This is a genomic window from Paraburkholderia sp. HD33-4 (assembly GCF_021390635.1).
Classification (GTDB): domain Bacteria; phylum Pseudomonadota; class Gammaproteobacteria; order Burkholderiales; family Burkholderiaceae; genus Paraburkholderia.
In genome coordinates this window covers 1,526,928-1,551,018 of sequence record NZ_JAJEJS010000003.1, presented here as the reverse complement: position 1 = coordinate 1,551,018, position 24,091 = coordinate 1,526,928, and the positions used below count along the sequence as shown (strand labels likewise).

The 24,091-nt window shown below is 63.8% G+C and carries 22 protein-coding genes and 1 pseudogene; 7 read left to right on the top strand and 16 right to left on the bottom strand.

Features of this window, described 5'->3' with window-relative positions; all coding sequences use genetic code 11:
- Positions 1–12: 12 nt before the first annotated feature.
- The 8 genes from paaH to paaA all read right to left on the bottom strand — a co-directional run bounded on the left by paaH (position 13) and on the right by paaA (position 8,462).
- Positions 13–1,572 carry a 3-hydroxyacyl-CoA dehydrogenase PaaH gene (paaH, locus tag L0U84_RS41585; protein ID WP_233859645.1) on the bottom strand — a complete coding sequence of 520 codons (1,560 nt, stop codon included), beginning with the start codon at positions 1,570–1,572 and terminating at the stop codon, positions 13–15.
- 14 nt (positions 1,573–1,586) lie between these two features.
- Positions 1,587–2,789: a 3-oxoadipyl-CoA thiolase gene (pcaF, locus tag L0U84_RS41580; RefSeq protein ID WP_233859639.1), complete on the bottom strand. Its 1,203-nt coding sequence runs from the start codon at positions 2,787–2,789 to the stop codon at positions 1,587–1,589.
- A gap of 66 nt (positions 2,790–2,855) precedes the next feature.
- Entirely contained in the window at positions 2,856–4,550 is a 1,695-nt protein-coding gene (gene paaN / locus L0U84_RS41575; protein ID WP_233859638.1) for a phenylacetic acid degradation protein PaaN, read from the bottom strand.
- Between the two features lie 44 nt (positions 4,551–4,594).
- Entirely contained in the window at positions 4,595–5,683 is a 1,089-nt protein-coding gene (gene paaE / locus L0U84_RS41570) for a 1,2-phenylacetyl-CoA epoxidase subunit PaaE (protein ID WP_233851603.1), read from the bottom strand.
- A 1-nt stretch (position 5,684) separates the two neighbouring features.
- Positions 5,685–6,284, bottom strand: a complete 600-nt coding sequence (gene paaD, locus L0U84_RS41565; RefSeq protein ID WP_442794015.1) for a 1,2-phenylacetyl-CoA epoxidase subunit PaaD — start codon at positions 6,282–6,284, stop codon at positions 5,685–5,687.
- A gap of 7 nt (positions 6,285–6,291) precedes the next feature.
- The gene (gene paaC, locus L0U84_RS41560) at positions 6,292–7,104 is read right to left on the bottom strand and encodes a 1,2-phenylacetyl-CoA epoxidase subunit PaaC (protein ID WP_233851601.1); all 813 of its coding nucleotides are present in this window, start codon (positions 7,102–7,104) and stop codon (positions 6,292–6,294) included.
- Positions 7,105–7,121: 17 nt separating this feature from the next.
- On the bottom strand, positions 7,122–7,406 hold the full coding sequence (gene paaB / locus L0U84_RS41555) for a 1,2-phenylacetyl-CoA epoxidase subunit PaaB (RefSeq protein WP_013090772.1): 285 nt from the start codon (positions 7,404–7,406) through the stop codon (positions 7,122–7,124).
- Positions 7,407–7,463: 57 nt separating this feature from the next.
- A complete protein-coding gene (paaA, locus tag L0U84_RS41550) occupies positions 7,464–8,462 on the bottom strand; it encodes a 1,2-phenylacetyl-CoA epoxidase subunit PaaA (RefSeq protein WP_233851600.1) in 999 nt (332 codons plus the stop codon).
- Between the two features lie 294 nt (positions 8,463–8,756).
- Here paaA and L0U84_RS41545 point away from each other — a divergent pair.
- A pseudogene (locus tag L0U84_RS41545) lies at positions 8,757–8,864 on the top strand (IS110 family transposase); the annotation flags it as partial.
- Between the two features lie 380 nt (positions 8,865–9,244).
- Here the strand turns inward: L0U84_RS41545 and L0U84_RS41540 are convergent.
- Positions 9,245–9,748 carry an SRPBCC domain-containing protein gene (locus L0U84_RS41540; RefSeq protein ID WP_233859631.1) on the bottom strand — a complete coding sequence of 168 codons (504 nt, stop codon included), beginning with the start codon at positions 9,746–9,748 and terminating at the stop codon, positions 9,245–9,247.
- 86 nt (positions 9,749–9,834) lie between these two features.
- Here L0U84_RS41540 and L0U84_RS41535 point away from each other — a divergent pair, with 86 nt between their 5' ends.
- Positions 9,835–10,743, top strand: coding sequence for a LysR family transcriptional regulator (locus tag L0U84_RS41535; protein ID WP_233859629.1), 909 nt, complete (start codon positions 9,835–9,837; stop codon positions 10,741–10,743).
- A 100-nt stretch (positions 10,744–10,843) separates the two neighbouring features.
- Here the strand turns inward: L0U84_RS41535 and L0U84_RS41530 are convergent, their stop codons facing one another.
- Positions 10,844–11,242, bottom strand: coding sequence for a DUF427 domain-containing protein (locus L0U84_RS41530; protein ID WP_233859627.1), 399 nt, complete (start codon positions 11,240–11,242; stop codon positions 10,844–10,846).
- Positions 11,243–11,447: 205 nt separating this feature from the next.
- Here L0U84_RS41530 and L0U84_RS41525 point away from each other — a divergent pair, with 205 nt between their 5' ends.
- The 3 genes from L0U84_RS41525 to L0U84_RS41515 all read left to right on the top strand — a co-directional run bounded on the left by L0U84_RS41525 (position 11,448) and on the right by L0U84_RS41515 (position 13,842).
- Positions 11,448–12,332 (top strand): LysR family transcriptional regulator, encoded by an 885-nt coding sequence (locus tag L0U84_RS41525; protein ID WP_233859625.1) that lies wholly within the window; start codon positions 11,448–11,450, stop codon positions 12,330–12,332.
- 335 nt (positions 12,333–12,667) lie between these two features.
- Positions 12,668–12,811: a hypothetical protein gene (locus tag L0U84_RS41520; RefSeq protein ID WP_233859623.1), complete on the top strand. Its 144-nt coding sequence runs from the start codon at positions 12,668–12,670 to the stop codon at positions 12,809–12,811.
- A gap of 41 nt (positions 12,812–12,852) precedes the next feature.
- Positions 12,853–13,842, top strand: coding sequence for a zinc-dependent alcohol dehydrogenase family protein (locus L0U84_RS41515; RefSeq protein WP_233859622.1), 990 nt, complete (start codon positions 12,853–12,855; stop codon positions 13,840–13,842).
- 29 nt (positions 13,843–13,871) lie between these two features.
- On the opposite strand, the gene L0U84_RS41510 is transcribed toward L0U84_RS41515, so the two are convergent.
- Positions 13,872–15,449, bottom strand: coding sequence for a phytoene desaturase family protein (locus tag L0U84_RS41510; protein ID WP_326491248.1), 1,578 nt, complete (start codon positions 15,447–15,449; stop codon positions 13,872–13,874).
- Between the two features lie 309 nt (positions 15,450–15,758).
- Here L0U84_RS41510 and L0U84_RS41505 point away from each other — a divergent pair, with 309 nt between their 5' ends.
- Positions 15,759–17,180 carry a DUF2252 domain-containing protein gene (locus tag L0U84_RS41505; protein ID WP_233859620.1) on the top strand — a complete coding sequence of 474 codons (1,422 nt, stop codon included), beginning with the start codon at positions 15,759–15,761 and terminating at the stop codon, positions 17,178–17,180.
- Positions 17,181–17,387: 207 nt separating this feature from the next.
- Here L0U84_RS41505 and L0U84_RS41500 read toward each other — a convergent pair whose 3' ends face one another.
- The 4 genes from L0U84_RS41500 to L0U84_RS41485 all read right to left on the bottom strand — a co-directional run bounded on the left by L0U84_RS41500 (position 17,388) and on the right by L0U84_RS41485 (position 22,159).
- Positions 17,388–18,245 (bottom strand): transporter, encoded by an 858-nt coding sequence (locus L0U84_RS41500; protein ID WP_233859619.1) that lies wholly within the window; start codon positions 18,243–18,245, stop codon positions 17,388–17,390.
- A gap of 250 nt (positions 18,246–18,495) precedes the next feature.
- Positions 18,496–19,920, bottom strand: coding sequence for a cytochrome P450 (locus L0U84_RS41495; RefSeq protein ID WP_233859618.1), 1,425 nt, complete (start codon positions 19,918–19,920; stop codon positions 18,496–18,498).
- 48 nt (positions 19,921–19,968) lie between these two features.
- Complete coding sequence (locus L0U84_RS41490) at positions 19,969–20,805, bottom strand: alpha/beta fold hydrolase (protein ID WP_233859616.1); 837 nt, start codon at positions 20,803–20,805, stop codon at positions 19,969–19,971.
- Positions 20,806–20,848: 43 nt separating this feature from the next.
- Positions 20,849–22,159 (bottom strand): NAD(P)/FAD-dependent oxidoreductase, encoded by a 1,311-nt coding sequence (locus tag L0U84_RS41485; protein ID WP_233859615.1) that lies wholly within the window; start codon positions 22,157–22,159, stop codon positions 20,849–20,851.
- A gap of 248 nt (positions 22,160–22,407) precedes the next feature.
- On the opposite strand from L0U84_RS41485, the gene L0U84_RS41480 reads away from it, so the two are divergent.
- Positions 22,408–23,358 (top strand): acetyltransferase, encoded by a 951-nt coding sequence (locus L0U84_RS41480; RefSeq protein ID WP_233859614.1) that lies wholly within the window; start codon positions 22,408–22,410, stop codon positions 23,356–23,358.
- 49 nt (positions 23,359–23,407) lie between these two features.
- Here the strand turns inward: L0U84_RS41480 and L0U84_RS41475 are convergent, their stop codons facing one another.
- The gene (locus tag L0U84_RS41475; RefSeq protein ID WP_233859613.1) at positions 23,408–23,944 is read right to left on the bottom strand and encodes a universal stress protein; all 537 of its coding nucleotides are present in this window, start codon (positions 23,942–23,944) and stop codon (positions 23,408–23,410) included.
- Positions 23,945–24,091: the final 147 nt, after the last annotated feature.

Here is a 24,091-nt window from a genome sequence, read left to right as displayed (position 1 = left end):
GGTTGTTTCGAGTCAGGCAGCACGGTCGATGGCGGGGCGGGCGTGCCATGACGCCCCCGACCACGACAGTGCGGCTAATAGCGGTGAGACGCGATACCGGTCTTCACCGTAATGGGTGCAGAGGTTGCCCAGCACCGTAGAGAACAGCGCGACGCCCGCCTGATCCGCCCACCGTAATGGGCCCAACGGATAGTTGACGCCTTTTTCCATCGCCAGATCAAGGTCCGCGGCCGTGCACACGCCCTGATTGACCGCATCGGCCGCTTCATTCACCAGCATCGCGACGGTTCGCATCACGATCATGCCGGCCACGTCGGCCATCGGCACGACCGAGTAGCCGGCCGCCTGCATCGCGCCGACGACTGCAGCATAGGCTTCGTCACTGCATTGCCGCGCACGGGCGAGCGCGACCGTGCTGCCGCCGGCGTAGTCGAGCGCGAGGTCGACGAGAACCACGTTGTCGTGACCCATATCGTGAGCGCACTGAGTTGCCGTGCGCCCGTCGGTCAGTCGCAGCAGCGCGTCGTCGATCTGCGCGACCACACCGTCGGGACTTTCCGCTTCCGGCATCGTTTCTGTGACGAGCCCGGCATCCAGCAGCCTTTGTTGAAGCCGCGCGATCACGCCGGACTGCGCAAACAGTTTGACGACCCGCGGAGAATCCGCGAGCGGCGCAATGCACGGGCTTGGACGCGTGGCGTTCGGACCATAGTCGTAGAAGCCGCGCCCCGATTTGCGGCCCAGAAAACCCGCATTGACCAGTTCCTGCTGGATCAACGACGGCGTGAAGCGGGGATCGTTGAAATACGCACGAAACACCGACTCGGTGACTGCAAAGTTGACGTCGTGTCCGATCAGGTCCATCAGTTCGAATGGCCCCATCCGGAAGCCGCCGGCCTCGCGGATCACCTCATCGATCGACTCGGCGCTCGCTGCCTGCTCGTTCAGAAGCCGCAGACCTTCCGCATAAAACGGACGGGCCACGCGGTTCACGATGAAGCCGGGCGTCGAGCGCGCGTAGACGGGCGTCTTGCCCCAGGCGGACGCCGTCTCGTACACGCAGGTGGCGACGTCCGCCGACGTGGCGAGACCACTGACCACTTCGACCAGCGCCATCACGGGCGCGGGATTGAAGAAGTGCATGCCTGCGAGGCGCGACGGGATCTTCAGCGTCGCACCAATCGCCGTGACGGAGATCGACGAGGTGTTGGTCGCGAGGATGCAGGTGTCGGCCACGTGCTGTTCGAGTTCGCCGAAAATCTTGCGCTTCACTTCCAGCCGTTCAGCGACGGCCTCGATGATGAGCCCCGCATCGCGCATCCCGGCCAGCTGGTCGACCGCAAACAGCCTTTCGCTCGCTCGAGCGGCAGCCGTCGCGTCAAGGCGGCCCTTCTCGACGAGTCTGGCGAGGTTCGCGGCGATGCCCGTAATGGCCTTGGCGACCGTAGCGGCATCGAGATCGAACAGGGCGACCCGGTGCCCGGCGAGCGCGGCCACCTGAGCGATGCCCGCGCCCATCGCGCCCGCGCCGACGATGCCGACGATCGTAGAGGTCTTCAATGCGTTCGACATGCTGATGGCTCCGCTCAAACGCGCTCGATCGCAATCGCGATGCCCTGGCCCACGCCGATGCACATCGTGCAGAGCGCGAAGCGTGCATTGCGGCGTTCGAGTTCGTAGGTTGCCGTGGTGACCAGCCGGGCACCCGAAGCGCCGAGCGGATGACCCAACGCGATCGCTCCGCCATTCGGATTGACGCGGGAATCGTCTTCCGCAACGCCGAGGCGGCGCAGCACCGCGATACCTTGTGAGGCGAAGGCTTCGTTCAGCTCGATCACGTCGAACTGGTCGAGGGTCATGCCGAGACGGGCAAGCAGCTTCTCGGTTGCGGGCGCGGGTCCGATCCCCATGATGCGCGGCGCGACGCCTGCCGTGGCCATGCCGAGGATGCGGGCGCGCGGCGTCAGATGGTTGCGCTTCGCTGCCTCTTCGCCCGCGATCAACAGCGCGCAGGCGCCGTCGTTGACGCCCGACGCGTTACCCGCCGTGACCGTTCCATCGGGGCGCACGACACCTTTGAGTTTTGCCAGCGCCTCGAGCGAGGTCTCGCGCGGATGTTCGTCGCGATCGACCACCAGGGGCTCGCCCTTCTTTTGAGGAATGCGCACCGCGGTGATTTCCTGGGCCAGCGTGCCATCCGCCTGAGCGCGCGCCGCGCGTTGCTGGCTGCGCATCGCAAAGCGGTCTTGCGACTCGCGGTCCACGCCGAAGTCGCCGGCCACGTTCTCGGCCGTTTCCGGCATCGAGTCGACACCGTACTGGCTGCGCATCAGCGAATTGACGAAGCGCCAGCCGATCGTCGTGTCATGGATTTCGGCCGAACGCGAGAACGCCGACGCCGACTTGCCGACCACAAAAGGTGCGCGCGTCATGCTTTCGACGCCGCCCGCAATGTAAAGGTCGCCATCGCCCGCCCGGATCGCGCGCGCGGCGCTGCCCACCGCGTCCATACCCGAGCCGCACAGCCGGTTGATCGTGGAGCCGGGCACGTCGATCGGCAAACCCGCGAGCAACGCGGACATGCGTGCGACGTTGCGATTGTCCTCGCCGGCCTGGTTGGCGCATCCGTAGAGAACGTCTGCGACCTGCTGCCAGTCCACCGACGGATTGCGCTGCATCAGCGCGTGAATCGGCACGGCGCCGAGATCGTCCGCGCGAACATCCTTCAGTACACCTGCATAACGTCCAAATGGAGTGCGAATGGCATCACAGATAAAGGCTTCGGTCATGGTGTTTTCCGGTAGAGATATTGAGCGATACAGGTTTTGCATCCGCAACGGGGTTGCGTGGTGCGGTCACACATGTGCGGGTTCGCGCGGTGGCGCGTGACGCCGCAACTGGACCACACGGAATCGGTTGGCGACGAACGCTGCGTCGGTGAGCGATGCGTTGGCAGCCGGGTTGCCTCCGGTGCCGTGGTAGTCGGAGAAGGCCGCGGACTGGTTCACGAACACGCCGCCGGTCAGATTGACGGAAAGCGCGACGCCACCCTGCAGCGCTGCCTCGTAGGCGGCGTCGATCACATTTTCGTCGGTGCTGTAGACCGACAGCGTCAGCGCGCCGCCGGTCTTTGCAGTCCGGCCGGCGAGTTCGACCGACTGAGCGGTCGAGTCCGTTGCGATGACGAATGCTATCGGGCCGAACCATTCCGCCGCGAACGTGGCTTCGTCTTTGCGGGCGTCCAGTTGTGCAAGCAGTGGTGTGCGCACTTCCGCATCGGGCCACGCGGGGTGTGTAAGAGAGCGGCTGTCGAGCAGCAACGTGCCGACTTTACGCGCGCGCTCGATGCGCGCCAGCACTCCGGCGTTCTGGATCGCGCCGGTCACTTCGACGACCTTGGCGGTTTCCGAGGTCAGCTTGTCGAGCGCCTCGACGAGCGCCGCGGCAACAGCGTCGAACGACATGACGCCATGCGCGGTCTTGATGCCGTCGCGCGGCACATAAATATTCTGGGGCGCGGTGCACATCTGCCCCGAGTAGAGCGCAAGCGAAAACGCGATATTGCGAACCGCCGGCCCGATGTCGTCCACGGAATCGATGATGATCTGGTTGACCCCCGCCTTTTCCGTATAGACGGAGGCTTGCCTCGCATGATGCTCGAGCCAGTAGCCATTGGCCGAACTGCCGGTGAAGTCGATCAGGCGAACTTCCGGACGGGTGGCCAGCGCCTGGACGATCAGACCATCGTCGGGGTCGGTGGCGAACAGCGTGACGACGTTCGGATCGAAACCCGCTTCGGCGAGCACTTCGCGTGCGATCCGGACCGTGATGGCAAGCGGCAGGATCGCGGCGGGATGAGGCTTGACGACCACGGCGTTGCCCGTCGCGAGACTGGCGAACATCCCCGGGTAGCTATTCCACGTCGGGAAGGTGCAGCAGCCGATCACGAGGCCGATGCCGCGCGGCATCACCGTATAGTGCTTTTTCATCACGAGCGGCGGGTTCTTGCCTTGCGGCTTTTCCCAGTACGCTTCATCGGGAATGCGGCGCAATTCGTTCCACGCATAGGCGATCGCTTCCAGCGCGCGGTCCTGTGCGTGCGGCCCGCCCGCCTGAAAGGCCATCATGAAAGCCTGGCCGGTGGTATGCATCACGCTGTGCGCAATCTCGAAGCTTGCCTTGTTCAGGCGCGCGAGGATCTCCAGGCTGACGCCGGCCCATGCCTTCGGACCCGCTTTACGCCATTCGGCCTGCGCCGTTTCAACGGCGGCGAACAGGGTGTCGGCGTCGGGCTTCGGATATCGCACGTTCAACTGCAAGCCAAACGGGGATCTTTCCCTGCCGGCCGTGCCGTTGTTGCTCGGCTGATCGAGTTCGAAGTGCTGACCGAGATGACGCCTGAAGGCAGCCTCGCCGTCGGCCGCGGCGGTTTCGCCGTATGCCCTCGGACTCGGCATTTCGCTGAACGGACTCCAGTAGCCGCGAGTGTGGATCGCGGCCACCGCTTCATTGAGAACCTTCTGGTGCTTGGTGAACAGTGAATCAGACATGAAATGGAACCTTGATCGAAAGCAGGGGTGTGACGCGCTGGCGCTTATCGTTCGTCGTAACTCACGACGACCTTGTCGCTAACCGGATGACACTGACACGTCAGCACGAAGCCGTCGCGGATCTCGTGTTCTTCGAGCGTGTAGTTCTTTTCCATCTTCACTTCGCCCTCGAGCACCTTCGCGCGGCAGGTGCAGCACACACCGCCCTTGCACGCATACGGCAGCGCGAGACCGGCACGCAGCCCGACGTCGAGCACGCTCACGCCCTCATAAGGCAGGCGCAGCTTGCGCCGCTTGCCGTCGAGCACGATCTCGAGGTCGGCCGCGGGCGTGTCCGCGCTGATCTCGACGGGCGGCACGCCCGCCTGCGGCAGCGGTGAGCCAAAGCGCTCGACGTGCACCTTCGCCTGCGGCACGCCGGCCGCTTTCAGCGCGGCTTCGGCCGCGTCCATCATCGGCGCGGGGCCGCAGATGAACGCTTCGTCGATCGCGTCGGCCGGCAGCAACTGCTCGATGAACGCCGCGCATTTCGGCTGGTCGAGCACACCGTTGAACAGTTCGACGTCCTGCAGATCGTCCGACAGCACGTGGTACAGCACGAAGCGGTTCATGAAGCGGTTCTTCAGGTCTTCGAGCTCCTCGGCGAACATGATCTGGTCGACGCTACGGTTGCCGTACACCAGCGTGAAGGTGCTGCGCGGCTCGACTTCGAGCGTCGTCTTGATGATCGCGAGCACCGGCGTGATGCCCGAGCCGCCCGAGAACGCGAGGTACTGCTGACCCTGTTGCGCGTTCAGGTGCGTGAAGAAGCGGCCGTCCGGCGTCATCACGTCGATCGTGTGGCCGGGCTGCAGCGTGTCGAACGCGAAGTTCGAGAAACGCCCGCCGCGCACGCGCTTGATGCCGATGCGCAACTCGCCGTCGCGATCGTAGTCGGTGACACCCACGCAGATCGAATACGAGCGGCGCGTCTCCTCACCGTCGATATGCGTCTTCAGCGTGACGAACTGCCCCTGCGTGAAGCGATACTGGTCGCGCAGTTCGGGCGGGACTTCGAAGGCGACCGACACGGCATCGGCAGTTTCGGGACGCACTTCGCGGATACGCAGCGGATGGAATTGCGGGGTGGCCATATCAGTACGGTTTGAAGTAGTCGAAGGGTTCGCGGCAGTCGAGGCAGCGATACAGGGCCTTGCAGGCGGTCGAGCCGAATTGCGCGAGCAGGGCGGTATGCGCCGAGCCGCAGCGTGGGCACGACGGTGCGGGCAGCTTGCGCGGCACGAAGCGCAGCACTTTTTCCTGCGGCGCGGTTTGTACGCTGGCGCCTGAGCCGCAGTTGCCCGTCGGCGGCGCGATGCCGTAGACGCGCAGTTTTTCGCGGGCTTCAGCGGTGATCCAGTCGGTAGTCCACGCCGGCGCGAGCACGGTGGCGACGCGGTAGCGCGTGAGCCCGGCGGCCTCGAGCGCACGGCCGATGTCTTCGGCAATCTGCGACATCGCCGGGCAGCCCGAGTAGGTCGGCGTGATCACGACTTCAAGCGCGCCGTCCGCCGCGCGTCGTACGTCGCGCAGGATGCCCAGTTCGCGGATCGAGACCACCGGGATCTCCGGGTCGGGTACCGCTTCGAGGACGCTCCATGCGCGGGTGAGCGTGGCGTCGGTCGTGGTGTCCATCGTGGCGTGGGTCATGGTCGCGGTGGGGTACGGGGGCTGCGGGGCGCTCGAGGTCGTCATCGCGGGCTTACCAGCTGGCGCCCGGATGCTGGCGCGCAAGGCTCTGCATTTCGGCGAGCACGAAACCCATGTGCTCCGAATGCTCGCCGTGCTTGCCGGTGCTCACGTGGCGCAGCGCCGCGGGCAGCGTCAGCGTGGCCGCGTCGAGCGTGGCGCGCACGTCGTCGAGCCACGCGGCTTCCAGCGCCGAGGTGCGCGGGCCGATGCCGGCCGCGGCAATCGCGTCTTCCACCGCGTCCGCGCTGAAGAACTCGTACGTGTACGGCATCAGGTAGTCGAGCGCGGCCTGCGCGCGACGGTGCGATTCGTCGGTGCCGTCGCCGAAACGGATCAGCCACTCGCTCGCGTGATGCACGTGGTACTGCGTTTCCTTGATCGACTTCGCGGCGATCGCGGCGAGCTGCCCGTCGGTGGAGGTGGTCAGCGCGCTCCACAGATGCAGCATCAGCGCCGAATACAGGAAGTTGCGCACGATCGTGACCGCGTAATCCTTCTGCGCCTGCGCGGTGCCGGCGAGCGGCCCGTAGTGCGGCAGCTCGGCGAGCGTGTAGTTGGCGAATTCGCGCTCGGCGCGGAAGTACGCGTAGTCGTCTTCGCTGCGCTGACGGCCGGTGAGCTGCTGTTCGAGCGCGGCCGCATGCGTGTACAGCAGGCGCGCCTGGCCGATCAGGTCGAGGCTCATGTTCGACAGCGCGATGTCCTCTTCGAGGATCGGGCCGTGGCCGCACCACTCGGTGTTGCGCTGACCGAGGATCAGCGCGGTATCGGCGAGGCGCAGCACGTACTGCAGATGTTCGGGCGTAACTGACGTAGTGGACATAGTGGTCATGGCCGCGCTTACATGTGGTTGACTTCGTCGGGGAGCGTGTAGAACGTCGGGTGGCGATAGATCTTGTCGCCCGCCGGTTCGAACAGCTCCGCCTTCTCGTCGGGCGCCGAGGCCGTGATCGCCGAGGACGGCACCACCCAGATGCTCACGCCTTCCTGGCGGCGCGTGTAGACGTCGCGCGCCATGCGCAGCGCCATCGGCGCGTCGGCGGCGTGCAGACTGCCGCAGTGCTTGTGGTCGAGTCCCTGCTTGCTGCGCACGAACACTTCCCAAATCGGCCATTCCTTGTTCATTTGCTGATCTCCTGATTCCTGACTTTCGCTGATCTGTCGGCAACCGCGCCGTGCCGCTCAGGCGGCGTGCTGCTGCGCGCGCTGGCGCTGTTTTTCCGCATGGGCGAGCGCGGCTTCGCGCACCCAGGCGCCGTCTTCATGGGCCTTCACGCGGGTCGCGAGGCGCTCACGGTTGCACGGGCCGTCGCCATTGACGACGCGCCAGAACTCTTCCCAGTCGATGTCGCCGTAGTCGTAGTGGCCACGCGCCTCATTCCATTTGAGGTCCGCATCGGGCAGCGTGACGCCGAGCACCTTGGCCTGCTCGACGGTCGCGTCGACGAACTTCTGGCGCAGGTCGTCGTTGGTGATGCGCTTGATGCCCCATTGCGCCGACTGGTTGCTGTGCACCGAATCCTTGTCGCTCGGGCCGAACATCATCAGCACCGGCCACCACCAGCGGTTCACCGCCTGCTGCACCAGTTCACGCTGCGCGTCGGTGCCGGCCATCATCGCGAGCAGCGCGTCGAACCCCTGGCGCTGGTGGAACGACTCTTCCTTGCAGATGCGGATCATTGCGCGGGCGTACGGGCCGTAGGTGCAGCGGCACAGCGGGATCTGGTTCATGATCGCCGCGCCGTCGACCAGCCAGCCGATCACGCCGACGTCGGCCCAGGTGGGCGTCGGGTAGTTGAAGATGCTCGAATACTTGGCCTTGCCGGCATGCAGTGCGTCGATCAGCTGGTCGCGCGAGACGCCCAGCGTTTCGGCGGCGCTGTACAGATAGAGGCCGTGGCCGGCTTCGTCCTGCGCCTTGGCGATCAGGATCGCCTTGCGCTTGAGGCTCGGCGCGCGGGTGATCCAGTTGCCCTCGGGCAGCATGCCGACGATCTCCGAGTGCGCATGCTGTGAGATCTGCCGCACCAGCGTTTTGCGGTAGGCGTCGGGCATCCAGTCCTGCGGCTCGATCTTGCCGTCGGCGGCCATGACCGCGTCAAAGCGCGCCTGTTCGGGCGAATTCGCGTCCGCGTCCAGCGGGGCGACGTTGCCGGGGATATCGAGGGATTGCGTGTACATCGGCACCATCCAGAAAGAGTGGCAATGTGACGCAGTATAAATTAACCGACCGGTCGGTCAATTGAATTTATCTTTCGATGAGCATGCGAAATAGCATCGGGGATACCCTTGGGCACACGTTAGGGGCGCGGCAGGGAATGGGCCGGGGAGCAGAGCTAACGAGCAAGAAAGGCTATGGCGAATTCGAGGCGCCCGTGCGGCAGGAGAAGGGATACGCATGGTGCCGCGCTCAAGGCTAAGCTCAGGACCGACTTGCGCGATGGGTCGTTGCGAAGCGAGGAAGGCATTCAGCGTAAGCCGAACGAGATGGCCCTCGTTGCCTGCATGCGAAAGCCGCTGACCCTCCTCAATGCCATCGCAAAAGCAGGAAAGCCGTGGGATGAGTCCATCCACACGGCTTGACTGGTAAGACAGTTGCTCATTGACGCCCGTACGCTCCACTCGACCGGATCGCCGTTCTGCGGACCAGGATGGCGGCCAAGCCAACAGCCGTACTGATCAGGCGGTAGCGCTGACGCCTTCGCCTTCAGTTCACGCGCCGCGCGGAACGGATTGCGCGGATCGGCAAGTTGCGCGTGGCCCATCATCGCGAGCTCGAGTTGCTGCGTGCCGATTGCGAGTTGCGCCTGCGCCGGCTCGTCCATACCCCACGCGGTCGCCACGGGAAGCTGCACTGCGCACCGCACGCGGACGGCGATCGACGCCATGAAACCCGACGACCAGGGGATTTCCTGTTGAGAGAGTCTGAGCCGGACCACGGCCAATTCGGCCGCGGTCGAGCGTCACCGGCGCGCCGCCGCGATCATGCCGTCGAGCCACTCCTGATGGCCGTTGATCATCGGATTGGGGCGCGTCGCCGCGAGTTGTTTCGCGGGCGCGCCGTTCTGCGTCTCCTGCGTGAGAATGCGAACGCGTTTGCCCGGCAAATCCTCTAGCAGCCACGCGTGATGCACGTCCAGCCGCGCATCGGCATCGCCTTCGACCCAGCCGTGCCACGCGACCCGCGCAGGCTGACCGTCGGCAGGCGGCACGTATTCCGTGACTTCCGCTTCGACCGCAAAACCGAAGGTCGTGAAGCGAAAGCGCGCGCCGGCCGAAAGACGGGGGCCGGTGCCATCGTGGAAGCGGATGTCGGACGCGTTGCTGTAGTAGGTCGGCCAGGCGCCGGTGTCGTCGAGTTGCGGCCAAACGTCGGCGACGGCGAGACCCGCCACGATCATTTCGTTCGATGCGAAATTGTCGGAGAAGCCCGGCACATAGCCTTCGGGCCAGATGATGTGATGCATGAGATTGCTCCAGTTATCGATCCATGCCGCACATGATGGCGGTCGCGCTGAAATAAATCCAATTGCATGTCATGATCTCAGCCATCATGCAATCTGATATCAGAAACATCGACCTGAACCTGTTGCGCACGCTCGATGCGCTGCTCGACGAACGTAACGTCACGCGCGTGGCGCGGCGTCTCGCACTGACGCAGCCGGCCGTCAGCGGCATGCTCACGCGCTTGCGCGAGAGCTTCGACGATCCGCTGTTCGTGCGCACGCAGCGCGGCATCGTGCCGACCGAGCGCGCGCTCGAACTCGCCGGGCCGCTCAAGCAGGTCCTGAGCGACATCGACACGATGTTGCGGCCGCAGGCGTTCGATCCCGCGAGCGCCGAGCTTACGCTGTCGATCGCCGCGACGGACTACGCGCTGCAGGTCGTGGTCGTGCCGTTTCTCGCGCGTCTGCGCACGCTCGCGCCACGTGTGCGCGTGGCTGTGGTGCCGGTGCAGAGCCAGCCTCTGCAGCCGCTCTTCGAGCGCGGCGATGTCGACCTCGCACTGATCACGCCCGATTCGGCGCCTGCGGACCTGCACGCGCGCACGCTGTTCGAAGAGCGCTATGTCTGCGTCATGCGCGAAGGTCATCCGGACGCGCAAGCGGGTGCGCTGTCGCTCGAGCGCTTCTGCGCGCTCGATCACGCACTGGTGTCGTACGACGGCGGCAGTTTTCACGGCGTCACGGACGAGGCTCTCGCACGGCTCGGCAAGAGTCGACGCGTGGCGTTGTCGGTAACGAGCTTTCTGGTGTTGCCGCGCATTCTCCAATGCACCGATCTGATCGCGGTGGTGCCACGGCGCCTTGTGCGTCCGGGCGATGGTCTCGTCATCGTCGATGCGCCAGTCGAAGTGCCCGGCTTCACGAAGACGGCGGCGTGGCATGAGCGCACGCACCGTTCGCCGGGGCATCGGTGGGTGAGGGAAGTGCTGTTCGATACGTGTGCGAGTCAACCGTGACGGAACGGTGAGGCACGCGCCACGCAGACGCCACTGAGCCTGGGCCGTCCTCTATGGTCGCAGAGAGCGCAGCGATACAGCTCACAGTCGGGCCGCCCGCTCAGGCAGGCGTTTCTTCAATCGAGTCGACGCGGTCGGGATAGAACGCGACCAATTCGCGTATTGCCGAGACCGCGTCGTACGGGGCTTCGTATGTCCATACGGCGTTGACTGAACGCTCGCCACCGGCTGGGATCGAGTAGTACGAAGCCTCGCCTTTGTAGGGGCAATAGCTCGAGTGGTCGCTACGTTCGAGCAACGCCATCGCGACGTCCTTTCTCGGGACGTAAAACACGGCAGGGTAGCTGGCCTCGCGAAGAACCAGCGCATCGAGACTATCGGCGACTATCCGGCCCGCGACCGTGACGACGACACGCGAATCGCCGCGCGCGATGGTGATCGGATGGTCGGGGCCCGGGATCTTGACCGGGCGCTCATTGGTGGGGGTGACATCGGACATGACTTTCTCCTGAGGGTTGGGACGACAGTTGCCACATCGATGCAGCACCTTCGCGGCAAGTGTGTTCATTGAGCATTCCTGCGAATCGACATGCTACCGCGCGTTCAGTTGTGGGCCGCGATCCGCAGTGAACAATAGGACCTGCTTGCTCGTCGGGGAAAGACTTTATAAGCTGGTGGCCATACCCGACGAGCATGGGACCGACATGGAACTACGGCACCTCAGATACTTTATTGCGGTGGTCGAAGAAGGCAGCATGACCGTCGCGGCGGAAAAACGCCTGCATACAAGTCAGCCCTCGCTGAGTCGCCAGATCCGCGACCTCGAATACGAGGTCGGGGCGCAACTGCTCGTACGCACGGCTCGCGGCATCGAGATGACCGATGCCGGCAAGGCATTTCTCGACCACGCGCGCCTCGCGCTGGCGCAGGCCGAAGCCGCACGCGAGGCGGCACGCCGGGCAGCGCGTCCGTTGAAGCCCACCCTTGCGGTGGGATTCCTGAGCGGTCAGGAAGTCACGTGGCTCGCGCGGGCAAGCCTCGCACTGGCGAGCGATCTGCAGAACATCGAGATGACCGTGTCGAGCGAGCACTCTCCCGATCTCGCGGAGGGGCTATCGATGGGACGGCTCGACGTCGCCTTCATGCGTGCCGAGTCCGGGCACGCCGAACTTGAATACATCACCGTGGCAACCGAGCCCTTCGTCGTCGTGATGCCGAGCGATCATCGTCTGACGGCGCACAAGAAGGTCGATGTTCGAGAGCTCGCGGATGAACTGTTCATCGGCGGATCGGACGTGGCGGGGCCGATGCGCGATGCGATCGAGCGGTATCTCGCCGATAACGACCTGCAGATTACGCCGGCACATCGTGTGCACAACCTGACGATGGCGATGTCGCTGATCGCATCGACGCGTGGCGTCGCATTGCTGCCCGCATACGCGGAAAAGCTGTTGCCGTGGTCGGTCGCGAGTCGGCCGCTCAAAGGCGAGCCACCGACGATCGATCTTGTCATCGGTTACAACCGCACCAACAGATCTCCGATCCTCGAACTGTTCCTGTCGCGCACGGATCAGCTGATCGAACCGTGAAGTGCTTGCGCGGCTTCGTACGCGGCGATTGCGTTGTTCCGCTGTCCTGCCGTGGGTAGACAGTGCCGCGACTCCCCGGTCCTTGACCAGGGCCACGCTGGCGACAAAGCCCGAGCCCTCTACATCTGCTAACCATGCCTCACAGGCATGCCGCCCAGCCCACAAGGTCTTTTTACTTTTCGTCGCGAATCGCTAGATTGTTCATCAGACGGCGTCGCGACGAACAGTCGGCATTCAGGACCGGGCAGGATTCAAAGTCCCCCATGCCTTGAGTCGATCCCTACCGGATTGCACGCCACTTGTCCCGCAACTCTCGAGGAAAGACCATGGCACACTTGTTCACCCCGACGAAGCTCGGCGCCTGTTCGCTGACGCACCGTGTCGTTCTGGCACCGATGACCCGCCTGCGCACGATCCAAAAGCATGATGCGGATTTCCCCGCTTATCAATCGAATTCCCTCGCGCAAGCGCCGTTGTAATTTCCCCAGTGCTCCCCCATCAATCGATCAAGGAGGTAGTGATGTCACGGACTGTCAGGTTTGCCGAGGCCGGTGCGCCCGAGGTGCTGCGATTCGTCGATGAATCGGTCCGCGGCCCCAGCCGCGGTGAAGTTCGCATCAACGTGAAAGCGATCGGTCTGAATCGCGCTGAATCGATGTGGCGCATCGACCAGTACATCGAGCCCGTTCGCTTTCCGGCCGGGCTCGGGTACGAGGCGGCCGGCATCGTTGATGCCGTGGGCGAGGGCGTCGCCGGTTTCGCACCCGGCGACGAGGTCAATGTGATCCCGTCGTTCTCGATGAACCAGTACTTCACCTACGGCGAAGTCGTCATCGTGCCGGACTATGCGCTCGTCAGGCATCCGAAATCCCTTTCCTTCGCCGAGGCCGCCTCGGTGTGGATGATGTTCGTCACCGCATATGGCGCGCTGATCGAAGATGCGAAGGTCGGCGCCGGCGATTTTGTCGTCGTACCGGCCGCTTCGAGCAGCGTTGGATTGGCGGCGATCCAGCTAGCGAATTACGCGGGAGCGACGTCGATCGCGCTCACGCGTCATGCCGGCAAGCGGCAGCAGTTGCTCGAAGCGGGTGCTGCCCACGTGGTCGTGACAGACGAGTCGGATCTGGTCGAAGAGATCATGCGGATCACGGATGGCAAGGGAGCGCGCGTCGCTTTCGATCCGGTCGGCGGGCCGAACTTCGCGAAACTGATCTCGGCGCTGTCGTTCCAGGGGATCGCGTATCTGTACGGCGCGCTCGACGAGCGTGCTACGACGCTGCCGGTGCTACCGATGATCGCCAAAATGATTTCCGTGAAGGCCCACAACATCTGGCTGACGAGTGGCGACGCGACGCGCCGAAAGGCCGCGGTGGAGTTCGTGCTCAAGGGCCTCGAAAGCGGCGCACTCAAGCCGGTCATCGATCGCAGCTTTTCGTTCGACGAGATCGTCGACGCGCACCGCTACCTCGAAACCAACGGGCAGTTCGGCAAGATCGTGGTAACGGTATAGACCGCAAACCGGCATCGCCCTGAGCCTGGCTAGGCCGGAAATCCGTCGGCGGTGTTAGCAGACTTGCCGTGCCGGTCCGGCACGAAATCGATGCCGTCCTGCCTGCACATGCGACGCACCGCGCGCCGAGCGGTAATCAGGCCGGACGGCAGGCCGCCGCCCGGCATCACCCACTGGCCGATCATCAGGAAGCGCCGCAGCCCGGGCAACGCCGACGGCAAGGGTCGCAAGCCCGTCTGCGGAGTGAGCAGCCAGCCTTCCATGCTGCCGTGCCAGTTGCGGGTATAGCGGGCCACGGTGGCGGGCGTCGAGACGTCGACCACTTCTATCGCGGCGCGCATGCCGGGCGTGCGCTCGTCGAAAATCGCGATCACGCTGTTCGCCACGCGGCGCTTTTCCGCTTCATATCGTTGCGGATCGTGCTCGCTCAAGCGCGACCAGTACTCCACGTTGCGGGTCGGCAGCGTGCACGTCACGGCGGTCTTGCCGGCGGGCGCGAACGTCGGATCGTAGTGGAACAGCCGAAAGGCAATCTGATGCAGCACGGTTTGCGGGTCGATAGTCAGCGGCTCGTCGAGCAGCCGCATCACGTACCCGGCTTGCTGCGAAAGATCGCGCGCGACGCCGAGGCTCACCTGCAGGAACGAAGGGAAGGGTTGATACGTGCGATAGACCTGGGCGATGCGCTGTCCGACGTACCGGCCGTCGAGCAGATCGTAGACGGTCGAGTGTCCGTCGGCGGCGGACACGACCCAGTCAGCGTCGATGCGCTCGCCGTCGTCGAGTTGCACACCGATTGCCGTGTCGTTTTCCACGAGAACCTGCTTGACGCTGGCACCGGTGCGCAACACGCCGCCAAGGCGCTGCAGGTTCTCAGTGATCAGATCGATCACCGCCTGCGAGCCTCCTGCCGGATAGCCGGCGTTGCGATTGCCAACCCACGCGAGCGCGAAAACGAGCGCTACCACCGCAAGCTGCGCGTTGTCTCCTTCACCGAAAAAGCCGCGCAACAGCCGGTCGTTGAAGCGGTGGCCATAGGCTTCGCAACTGATGCGCGACAGGCTTTGCATAAGCGCCAAATGAGGAATCATGTGCAGCCCAGTCGCGAGGCGTTCGCGCCAGTCGCTGCTCAACGACGGCAGCGGGCAGCGGCTCAGGCTACGCACGGCATGCACGAACTGGCGGATTTGCGTTTCCTCCCGCGGTGCATGCCGCAGCAGTTCCGCCTCGAGCCGTTCGAGATTCGAGAAGATGGACAGACTGTCGCCTCGTTCGCTTTCCACGCGCACCCATTCTTCGGAATAGACGAAGTGCAGGCGGTCGATGTCGAACACTTCGCGCCATAGCGCGTGCATGGGGTCATCCGGATTCGAGCCGAGCAGCCAGTGCAGACAGGCCTCGAACGTATAGTCGCCGCGCCGCCAGCTGGTGGCGAGACCGCCGGGGCGCTCGCTCTGTTCGAGCACGGTGACGTCGTACCCGCACTTGCGCGCATAAACCGCGGCGCACAGACCGGCAATGCCGGCGCCGACGATGACGACTTTTCGGGGGGCGGAATTCATGGTTGCGACTCCAGCGCGATGAACAGAGCGTTTGACGCGCGTCACGACGGGCGCGGAGTACAGAAACGTGTCGGACTTGTTCGACGCGCCACATACGCATCAATTAATCTGCCGCACGATGGGGCATGGCGGTTGATCTGCATCAAGCGTGGTGCGAACGATCTGAACATCAGGCTGACCGATGCCGCGGCCTCCGACGATCCGAATCTCGCGACCCGTCTGTAGCCATTGAACAACCTTGACTTGCGTCAAAAAGGGCGGCCAACCGCTTGCGTATCTTGAGTTGCAGGTAGCAGCGGTATTCGGGCGCATCCTTTTAGCTTCATGACAAAGCTCATGCCGGCGGGAGACATCATGGATAAAGCCGTGTCACGCAAGACAGCAGGCAACAAAAACGCGCCTGCGGCTCAATATCGAACGCCGGAAGAGAGGGCCGCGCAAGGCCGGGCCATCCGCGATTCGACGCCCCGAGCGTCCCAGGCGGGCTGGAAATCGCCGAAGCAACGCAAGGATCCAGTCGGCCTGCTCGAAATCTCCAATGCGGGCCGCCTGCCGAACCTGATTCCGCTTCGCTTCGGTCGAATGGCGGCGTCGCCGTTTGCGTTCTATCGCGGCGCGGCCGCCGTGATGGCGGCTGATCTGGCGACCACGCCCACCAGCGGTCTGTTCGTACAGGCATGCGGCGACGCACACCTGATGAACTTCGGCGGCTTTGCAACGCCGGAGCGCAATGTGATCTTCGACATCAACGACCTGGATGAGACGCTGCCAGCCCCGTTCGAATGGGATCTGAAGCGGCTCGCGGCAAGTGTCGTGATCGCGGCGGAGCATCTGGAATTGCCGCGTAGCGACACGGCACGCATCGTCGTCGATCTCGTGCGCGAATACCGTGAGCGGATGTATGACTATGCGTTCATGCGCGTGCTCGATGTCTGGTACGACAAAATCGACCTGCAAAAGTATGCGGATCGCTCGGGAGACCCCGCCATCGTCGAAGCCGCGCGCAAGCGGATCGAGCAGAGAATCGAAGTGGAGCGGCGCAAGACCGTTCCCGATCATCTGTATCCGAAGCTCGTCTCGGAGGAGGGCGCTCAGCCTCGAATCAAGGATGAGCCGCCGCTGATCTTCCATCCAACTGAAGAAATGGCACCCGGTCTCGAGAAGGGGTATGCGGAAGCGATCGCGACCTATCGTGAGACCCTCGACGAGCATGTGCGCGTCGTATTCGACCGGTTTCATTTCGTCGATATGGCGATCAAGGTGGTCGGCGTCGGCAGTGTCGGCACGATGTGCGGCGTGGGTCTGTTCATGGCGAGTGACAACGACCCGTTGTTCCTGCAGGTCAAGGAAGCCAAAGCGTCGGTGCTCGAACCTTATGCGGGCAAGAGCCGGCATCCGAATCACGGTCAACGCGTGATTGCCGGCCAGCGCATCATGCAGTCGGCCAGCGACGTCTTTCTCGGCTGGACTCGTGGGCAGAACGGCCGTGACTTTTATGTCCGGCAACTGCGCGACATGAAAATTTCAGTGCTGATCGAAGCGCTCGATCTGGGCATGCTCCGGCAGTACGGGCGGGCGTGCGCGCACGCGCTTGCGCGCGCGCATGCGCGTTCCGGCGACGCGGCGATGATCGCCGGCTACATGGGCTCGGGCCAGACTTTCGACGATGCGATCACCGAGTTCGCGACGGATTACAGCTCCCAGAACAGGCAGGATTATCGCGAGTTCATTCGTGCGATTCGCGAGGGCCGCATCCAGGCGACGACCGTGGAGTAGGCGGGCCGGCGCCGCGGGCGTCACGCTGAGCGAACGACGGCGGCGATACGTTGGCCCGCAACGGCGGCAGCGCATGAACTTCGTGTGCTGAACGATGTCGTGATGAAAGCGCCGGTACCCGTTTGCCGCGTCCCTACGTCCCCGCATGCGATCGAGAAGCCATTTCAGCGCCTGCGGGTCATGTGTAGCGTGTCAGACCGGCTGGCTTCAATCGAACCAGCGATATTGAAGCGCCAGCGAAATCGCTGTGTAGTTACCTCCCGCTCTGACGATGAGTCCGTTCGATACCGCCAGTTTCGCCGACCAGCCTCGGGCGACGGGTATCGCAAGCGTGACGCCGTAGCGGGTATTGCTTTGCCGGTCGTCGTTGCCAACGCCATTGACGGTGGTCGCGCCACCCGTAAAAAACCCCGCATCGAAGGCGATCCACAGGCCCGGACGGAACGTATATCCGGCGTGAAGCTGCAGCGCGCCGAGCGGTGCCTGACTACGTCGTTTGTTGCCGAGAAACGAGTCGTTGTCCGTGAATAGCCAGACGCCGGCGGTGGCTTCGAGAAACCAGTTGCCGACGGGCTGGGAGATGCCGAACTCGGGTTTGAACGCCCAGCGGTTGGTCCCGATGTTGACCAGGTGCGCGGGCTCGTATTGTCCCGTCGGTGCGACGACCGACAGGCTTGCGCCGACGATCGTCCCCGGGGTGCGGCGCGCGAACTCCTCCGGCGTCATTGCACGGCCGCCCAGAAGATCGACGGCAAGCCTGAAGCGCACGTCACCGAGCCCCGCGCGATGCACCTGAGACGCCGCATCGAGCACGTCGCCCGACACGTCGCCGCTGACGAACGGTGCAAGCAGTGCAAGCTGCGTCGCATATCCAGCGATGTCGAAAACGTGGACGTAGCCGAGCGAAACCGTATTGATGTCCGCGTGGATGTTGCTGACGGGCAGCGAAGGGTCGGTGAGAACCTGTCCGCTCAGCCGCGAGTACGCGAGACCGATGAAGTTCGTGCCTACCGGTGCGGGCGAGTACGCGCGCGGCTCGAGTTCCTGGGCTGACGCTCGCGGCATGCCCAGTAGAAGCATGGCGACGAAGAATAGCGAACACCACGCTCGCATGTGCGTCGAAAGCGGCACTGGCCGACAGAGTCGCGCACGCAATGGCGCGAAGGATGGATGCACGGTTAATTGGTATCGGACACTGCGTTGGAAGTCGACTGTTCCGCTTTTGTTGCCGTACTGCGGGCCGAGCGCTAGCAGCTTCTGTAGTCGCTGGGCGTCACCCAGGCATGCTCGATCTTTCCTACGCGACCTGCTTGCGCTACGCACGTATGGACAATCGCACAGGCATCGTGCTCGGCACCATCGTAAATGCAGAAACCTCTTTGATATCGGACGGGTCGCCAACGATCTGAATAGAGAAGCGATTCATCAGCATCGACAGCACCAGCCGCATTTCTACGCTGGCCAGGTGGCGGCCAGGACAGACCCGAGGCCCGGCGCCGAATTGAAGATATGCGCGTGGGTCGTGGGTTTCTTCCTCGCGCGTCTTGCCGTGCAGCCAGCGATCGGGATCGAACCGCCAGGGATGTGAAAAATGGCGTGCATCGAGCATCGCGGGCCGATTCAGAAAGAACATCTTGGTACCCGCGGGCAGCGCGACATCGGCAACGCACACGTCTTGAAGCGGTTCGAACGAATTGATGACGGCGACCGGACGAAATCGGCCCGTCTCCGTGCATACCGCTTCGAATAGATCCAGATCCTTCAGCAAAGAATAATCCGGGCAAACAGGCGCTTCGCCGAAGGCGGTCCGTGCGGTAGCGGCAAGACGCTGTTGCAGTCGCTGATCGCTGGCCAGATACATCAGTGTCCACGCGATCGAATTGGCGGTGGTGTCTTCCCCGGCAAGCAGCAGTGTAAGAACATTGGCGGCGATCTGGTCGTCGGTGATCGTGGAGTCAGGCGCGTCGCGCATAGTCAGCATCGCTTCGAGGAGATGGCGAGGCGAATCGGCGGGGTCGGCTTGCATGCGTTCGCGAGCGCGCTGCATCATGTCCCGCACGTAGCGATGGACTTCGACCAACGCACGATCGACCCTGCGGTCTCGGGGCAGCCGAAGATATCGCCAGTATGGGAACGGTGCGTTGACGCGGCTCATCAACATGGGGAAGATCAGCGCCAGGTGTTCCTGAATGACGCCACGGTCCCTTTCCAGGGTTCTCGGATCCTCGCCGAAGGCCAGCGCGCTGGTGACGTCCACCGTGTAGCGTTTGAGCTCTTCCGTCATTTCGATGTCGCGGCCCTGAGATGCCGCGCTTTGCCAGCGCGTATGAAGGCGCTCGGTAATCGCCTTGAGCGTCGGAAAGAAGGCTTTGACGTGGGGAATGGATAGCGCCTGCATGACAAGCTTGCGTTGAGGTTCCCAGGCGGCACCCTCGGCGGAAAAGAGCCCGTTGCAGCCGATCTCCTCGAGTACCGATTCCAGTGACGCGTACCTGCGATACCGGTGTGGACGCTCGCGCATGATCGACTGGCACAACTCCGCGTCGGTCCAGACGGTCACCGGCGTTTTGCATATCTGGAAACGGTACGGTGAGCCAAGCTTCGCTGCCCAACCTTCCAGCACCAGATGGAATCTGGTCGGAGGGAGTTGATGCAGATTGCCGAGCAATGGCAGGCCCTTCGGACACGGAAGATCCCGGACCTGTCGGAAAGGTGAATTGATTGCTGACGTGGTGGCCATAAGCCCTCGTTACCCCTTCGGAGCACCGCTGCTCAACGTATTGGCGCTTCAATGAGAATCCTGCTGCCGGCGCAAAAACGGCAGGAGCGTGTCAGCAACGGCGTCGGGATTGTCGACGAATGGCCAATGGCCGCTGTCCGACAGAATCAACACCTCGGCACGAGGAAAGACCTCTCGCTGCCGCTCGGCGAATTTCACGGAAATATAGGGATCGTGAGCACCCCACACGATCTGCGCGGGCAGATTCAACGGCCGCAGCGCGTCGGCGAGCCGCTCCATGACGCCGTTCGTTTCGCGGCTCTTGCGGTAAAGCTGGAGTACGGCGCGGCGGGTGCCAGCATCGAAGCAATTGAAGGTTTGATCGACGTATTCGGCCGGTAAGCCGCGCGGATTGCCATGCCGCAACAGGATCCGCATGCCCGCACGCGTCGTCGTGGCCATGAAGAGCTCGCCGAGCCAGCGCGTTTGCCAGATACGCGCCAGGTAATGCCAGCGATAGCCGAGCAGAACGCCCGTGTCGATCAACGTGACACTTGCCACCGCATGAGGATTTTGAGCGGCCCAGGCGAGCCCCCAAGGGCCGCCAAAATCATGCATGACAAGGTGCGCGCGACGAACCCTGCATGCATCCAGCAGCAGACCGAGATGGCGCGCGTAGCCAGGTACGCTGTAGTCGAAATGATCGGGCTTGTCCGCGGCGCCGAAGCCCGGCATGTCCATCGCGAGGGCGCGGCCGAATTCGCCGACGCCGGACACGAGTCGCGTCCAGTCGGCAATCGATCCTGGGTTGCCATGCACGAAAACCACCGCCTCGTCGGCATCCAGCCGGCCCGATTGCAACAGCGGCGAGCGGATTCCTTCGACGCGAACCGATGTTTGTTCCATGGCGTCTCCGGCGTGGCTGGTTGGAACTATGCGAACCTGCCCTTCATACGGGAGCGTCTGGCTGCGCAGTGCGCGCCGCCGGACGCAGCAGATCGACCCACGTCGCGTGTAGCAGCGCGCGCGGCGACAGGAATCGGGATGGACCGATCAGACGTGCGCCAAATGCGTGTAGATGCCTCGATGCCGCAGGGTCTCTCGCCGCGGCGCAGAAAGTGAGCTTCTCGACAGCGTTCAGCCCGTGTCGGCGGGCGAAGTCGAGTATCAGAAAACGATGCCCGTTCAGTTCCCGCGAAACGTGCCTCGCGTACCGGTGCAACGCGGCCGCGATCGGGACATGCCGTTTGAGATCCGGGACGAGAGTGTCGACCAGCCACTCCGCCGTCTGGAATGCGAAACCGCAACCCACGCCCCAGAGAGGATCGATGCTCATCAACGCGTCGCCGATCAATGCGATGTTGCCTACGGTAGGTTGCCGCCACACGTTCGGATAGTCCTTGACGAGCAGGGCATTGCCCAACCGCTCGGCATCGGACAGGTCGGGAGCATCGGGAAACGTTGCCATGTTTCTCTCGAGTGCTTCGCTCGGGTCGCCTCGAAAGTCGTCGAGCTTGTCTTTGGTCGTCATGTAGGCGATCACCGTCACGCCGCCATCGTTGGGAAAAACGTAGGCGGTTTCCGGGCCGCGCAGCCACATCTGCGAGCAGGTTCCGCGTCGGAGCGACACGTTGCGGTAAGCGCGAATCGCCCCGAAGCGGCAGTTGTCCGAGGAAGCGGACTTGACGCCGGCAAGCTCTGCCAGCGGCGAGTTCCGGCCGTCCGCGCCGACTATCAGCTGGGCGGAAATCACTCGGCGCGTGGCTCCCGCGAGTTCGACTCCCCAACTGGCGTTGACCCGTCGCGCCAGCGCGCGCAGGCTGTAACCGAGCAGGGTGGTGACGCCGGGGGTGTCCGCTGCCAGCTGCCGCAGGATCGGGTCGAGCGTGCGGCGCTGAATGTTGTAGCCGAACACGGGCTGGCCGCTGGCGTCGAGTGGAGCGATGTCTCCGGTCCAACCATAGCGGGTCCAGATATCGACGCCGTTGCGCACTCCGCCTGCATCCTCGATCAGCTTGTCGAGACCCAGACGCCGCAGCGTTGGCGTTGCCGACGCCTGAATGAAATGGGTGCATAACTGCTTGAACGATGCCATGTCGGCGTGGTGTTCAACCAGCGCAACGCGCAGGCCTTGCAACGCGAACAAACGCGCGGCCGTGCATCCGGCGAGGCCGGCACCAATGACGATGACGTCGAAACTGTCGTTGGTACGCGTGTCCTGCTTTGGCGCGTCGCCGTCGCAATGCATCGTGCTGTTCACGATCAGACCTCGAGTCCGCGGAAAACAGGTTCACTCAGTATAGGCGGAGCTTGTTGTGCAATCTATCGACGTTTGGGCATCGCATATCGCGAAAGCGGGGCATCGACGCGGCGCGATTCGTGGCCGATCGCGCGCGGTTCGTGTCGCGATACCGGCGTACGCTTCCATATGAAACGGAGTGCGGGTCACCGTTTGACCCCAGTCGAGCCGCGCGCGATCGCGGCAGCGACGCGCCGGCGGAGCAGCGGATGAAGCGATTCGATATTTTCAATGGCGATGCGGACGGCATCTGCGCGCTGCATCAGTTGCGGCTCGCCGAGCCTGCCGACACCATCCTGATCACCGGAGCCAAACACGAAATAACGCTACTGCACCGCGCGCATGCGCAACCGGGCGACAGTGTGACCGTGCTGGATATTTCGCTAGATTCGAACCGCGATCCGCTCATCGCGTTGCTGGATCGCGGTGTGAAGATCGACTATTTCGATCATCATTTCCCCGGTCCGATCCCCGCGCACGCGCTGCTGACGACCCATATCGATACCTCACCGGACATATGCACGGCGCTGCTCGTGGACCGCCATCTGCGAGGCCGGCATACGCGATGGGCGGTGGTCGCGGCCTATGGCGACAACCTGCATCGGGCAGCGCATCAGGCCGCCACCACGTGCGCGATGAGCTCGTCCGACGAGGGGAAACTGCGCGACCTTGGCGAAGCGATCAACTACAACGCCTACGGGGACAGCGTCGTCGAACTCGCCGTCGATCCTGTCGACATGTATCGCGCCATTCAACCTTATTCGGACCCGCTCGAATTCATTGCGTCGACCCCCGTACTCGCCGAACTGCAGGCGCGACGAACGGAAGACCTCGAACTGGCCCGGGGACTCGCGGTAATCCGGCGGCTCGCCAATGGCACGCTGCACATTCTTCCCGACGCGGCGTGGGCGCGGCGCGTGCAAGGCGAATTCGCCAATCTCGTTGCGCGACGCGATCGCACGCGCGCGCACGCGGTGCTGACGGCCCACGCCGATGGACGATACACGGCGAGCGTACGGGCTCCGCTCGATTGCCCGCAAGGCGCCGACGTCCTTTGCAGGAAGTTCGGCGGAAACGGCAGGGTCGCTGCCGCCGGCATCGACGGGCTCGATTCCGCGCGGCTCGATGAATTCGCGGCAGCGTTCAGTGCGGCGTTTTGAGTCGGATTTCTGCTGTGCGGGCACACCGCGTCGAGGTGGGTGGCTCACGTCACGCGGTGCTGGGCCCGACAACGGGAATCTCGACACGTGAATCCGTCGTGGCGGTGCCGGCTCCCTGCGTCTCGCCGGCGGGGGCCGCTCGACGCGCGGGGATTGCCAGCACCGGGCAGGTGGTGCTGCGCAGTATCTGTTCGGCCACGCTGCCCAGTGGCGCGTAGCCAGGGCCGCGTCGACCGTGCGTGCCGATCACGATGAGATCGGCGTGCAGTTTCGCCGCGGCGACCTCGATGCGGTAAGCGACGTCCTCTTCGGGGCGTACCAGATCATCGATTTCCGGCATGCCTTGCACGCCGTGCCGCGCCATGGTCCCGACGCAGTGTTTCATGATCCGTTCGCCGTCCTGCCTGAGCGCCTCGCGCATGGCAGCCGCGTTGACGCCCGGCACTTCGGGACTCATGACCGGCAAATCGATAACGAACAACGGATGCAATCGCCCGCCGGTAGCGCAGGCGAACTGCAGCGCGGTCTCGAACGCCTGGGCGGCGCTCTCGCTGCCGTCCACCGCAATCAGAATGTTGGAGAACATCGTCGGCCTCCGCGTCTTGCATGTTGTCGCTTGTCATGATCGGCCGCCGTTGCGGATCGACTACTGACCTACGTCAATCGAAATGCGCTTTCGTTGCTCGCGCCTTTCATGGGGTGAGGAACGCTCGATGCGGCCGATCGGTGGCAT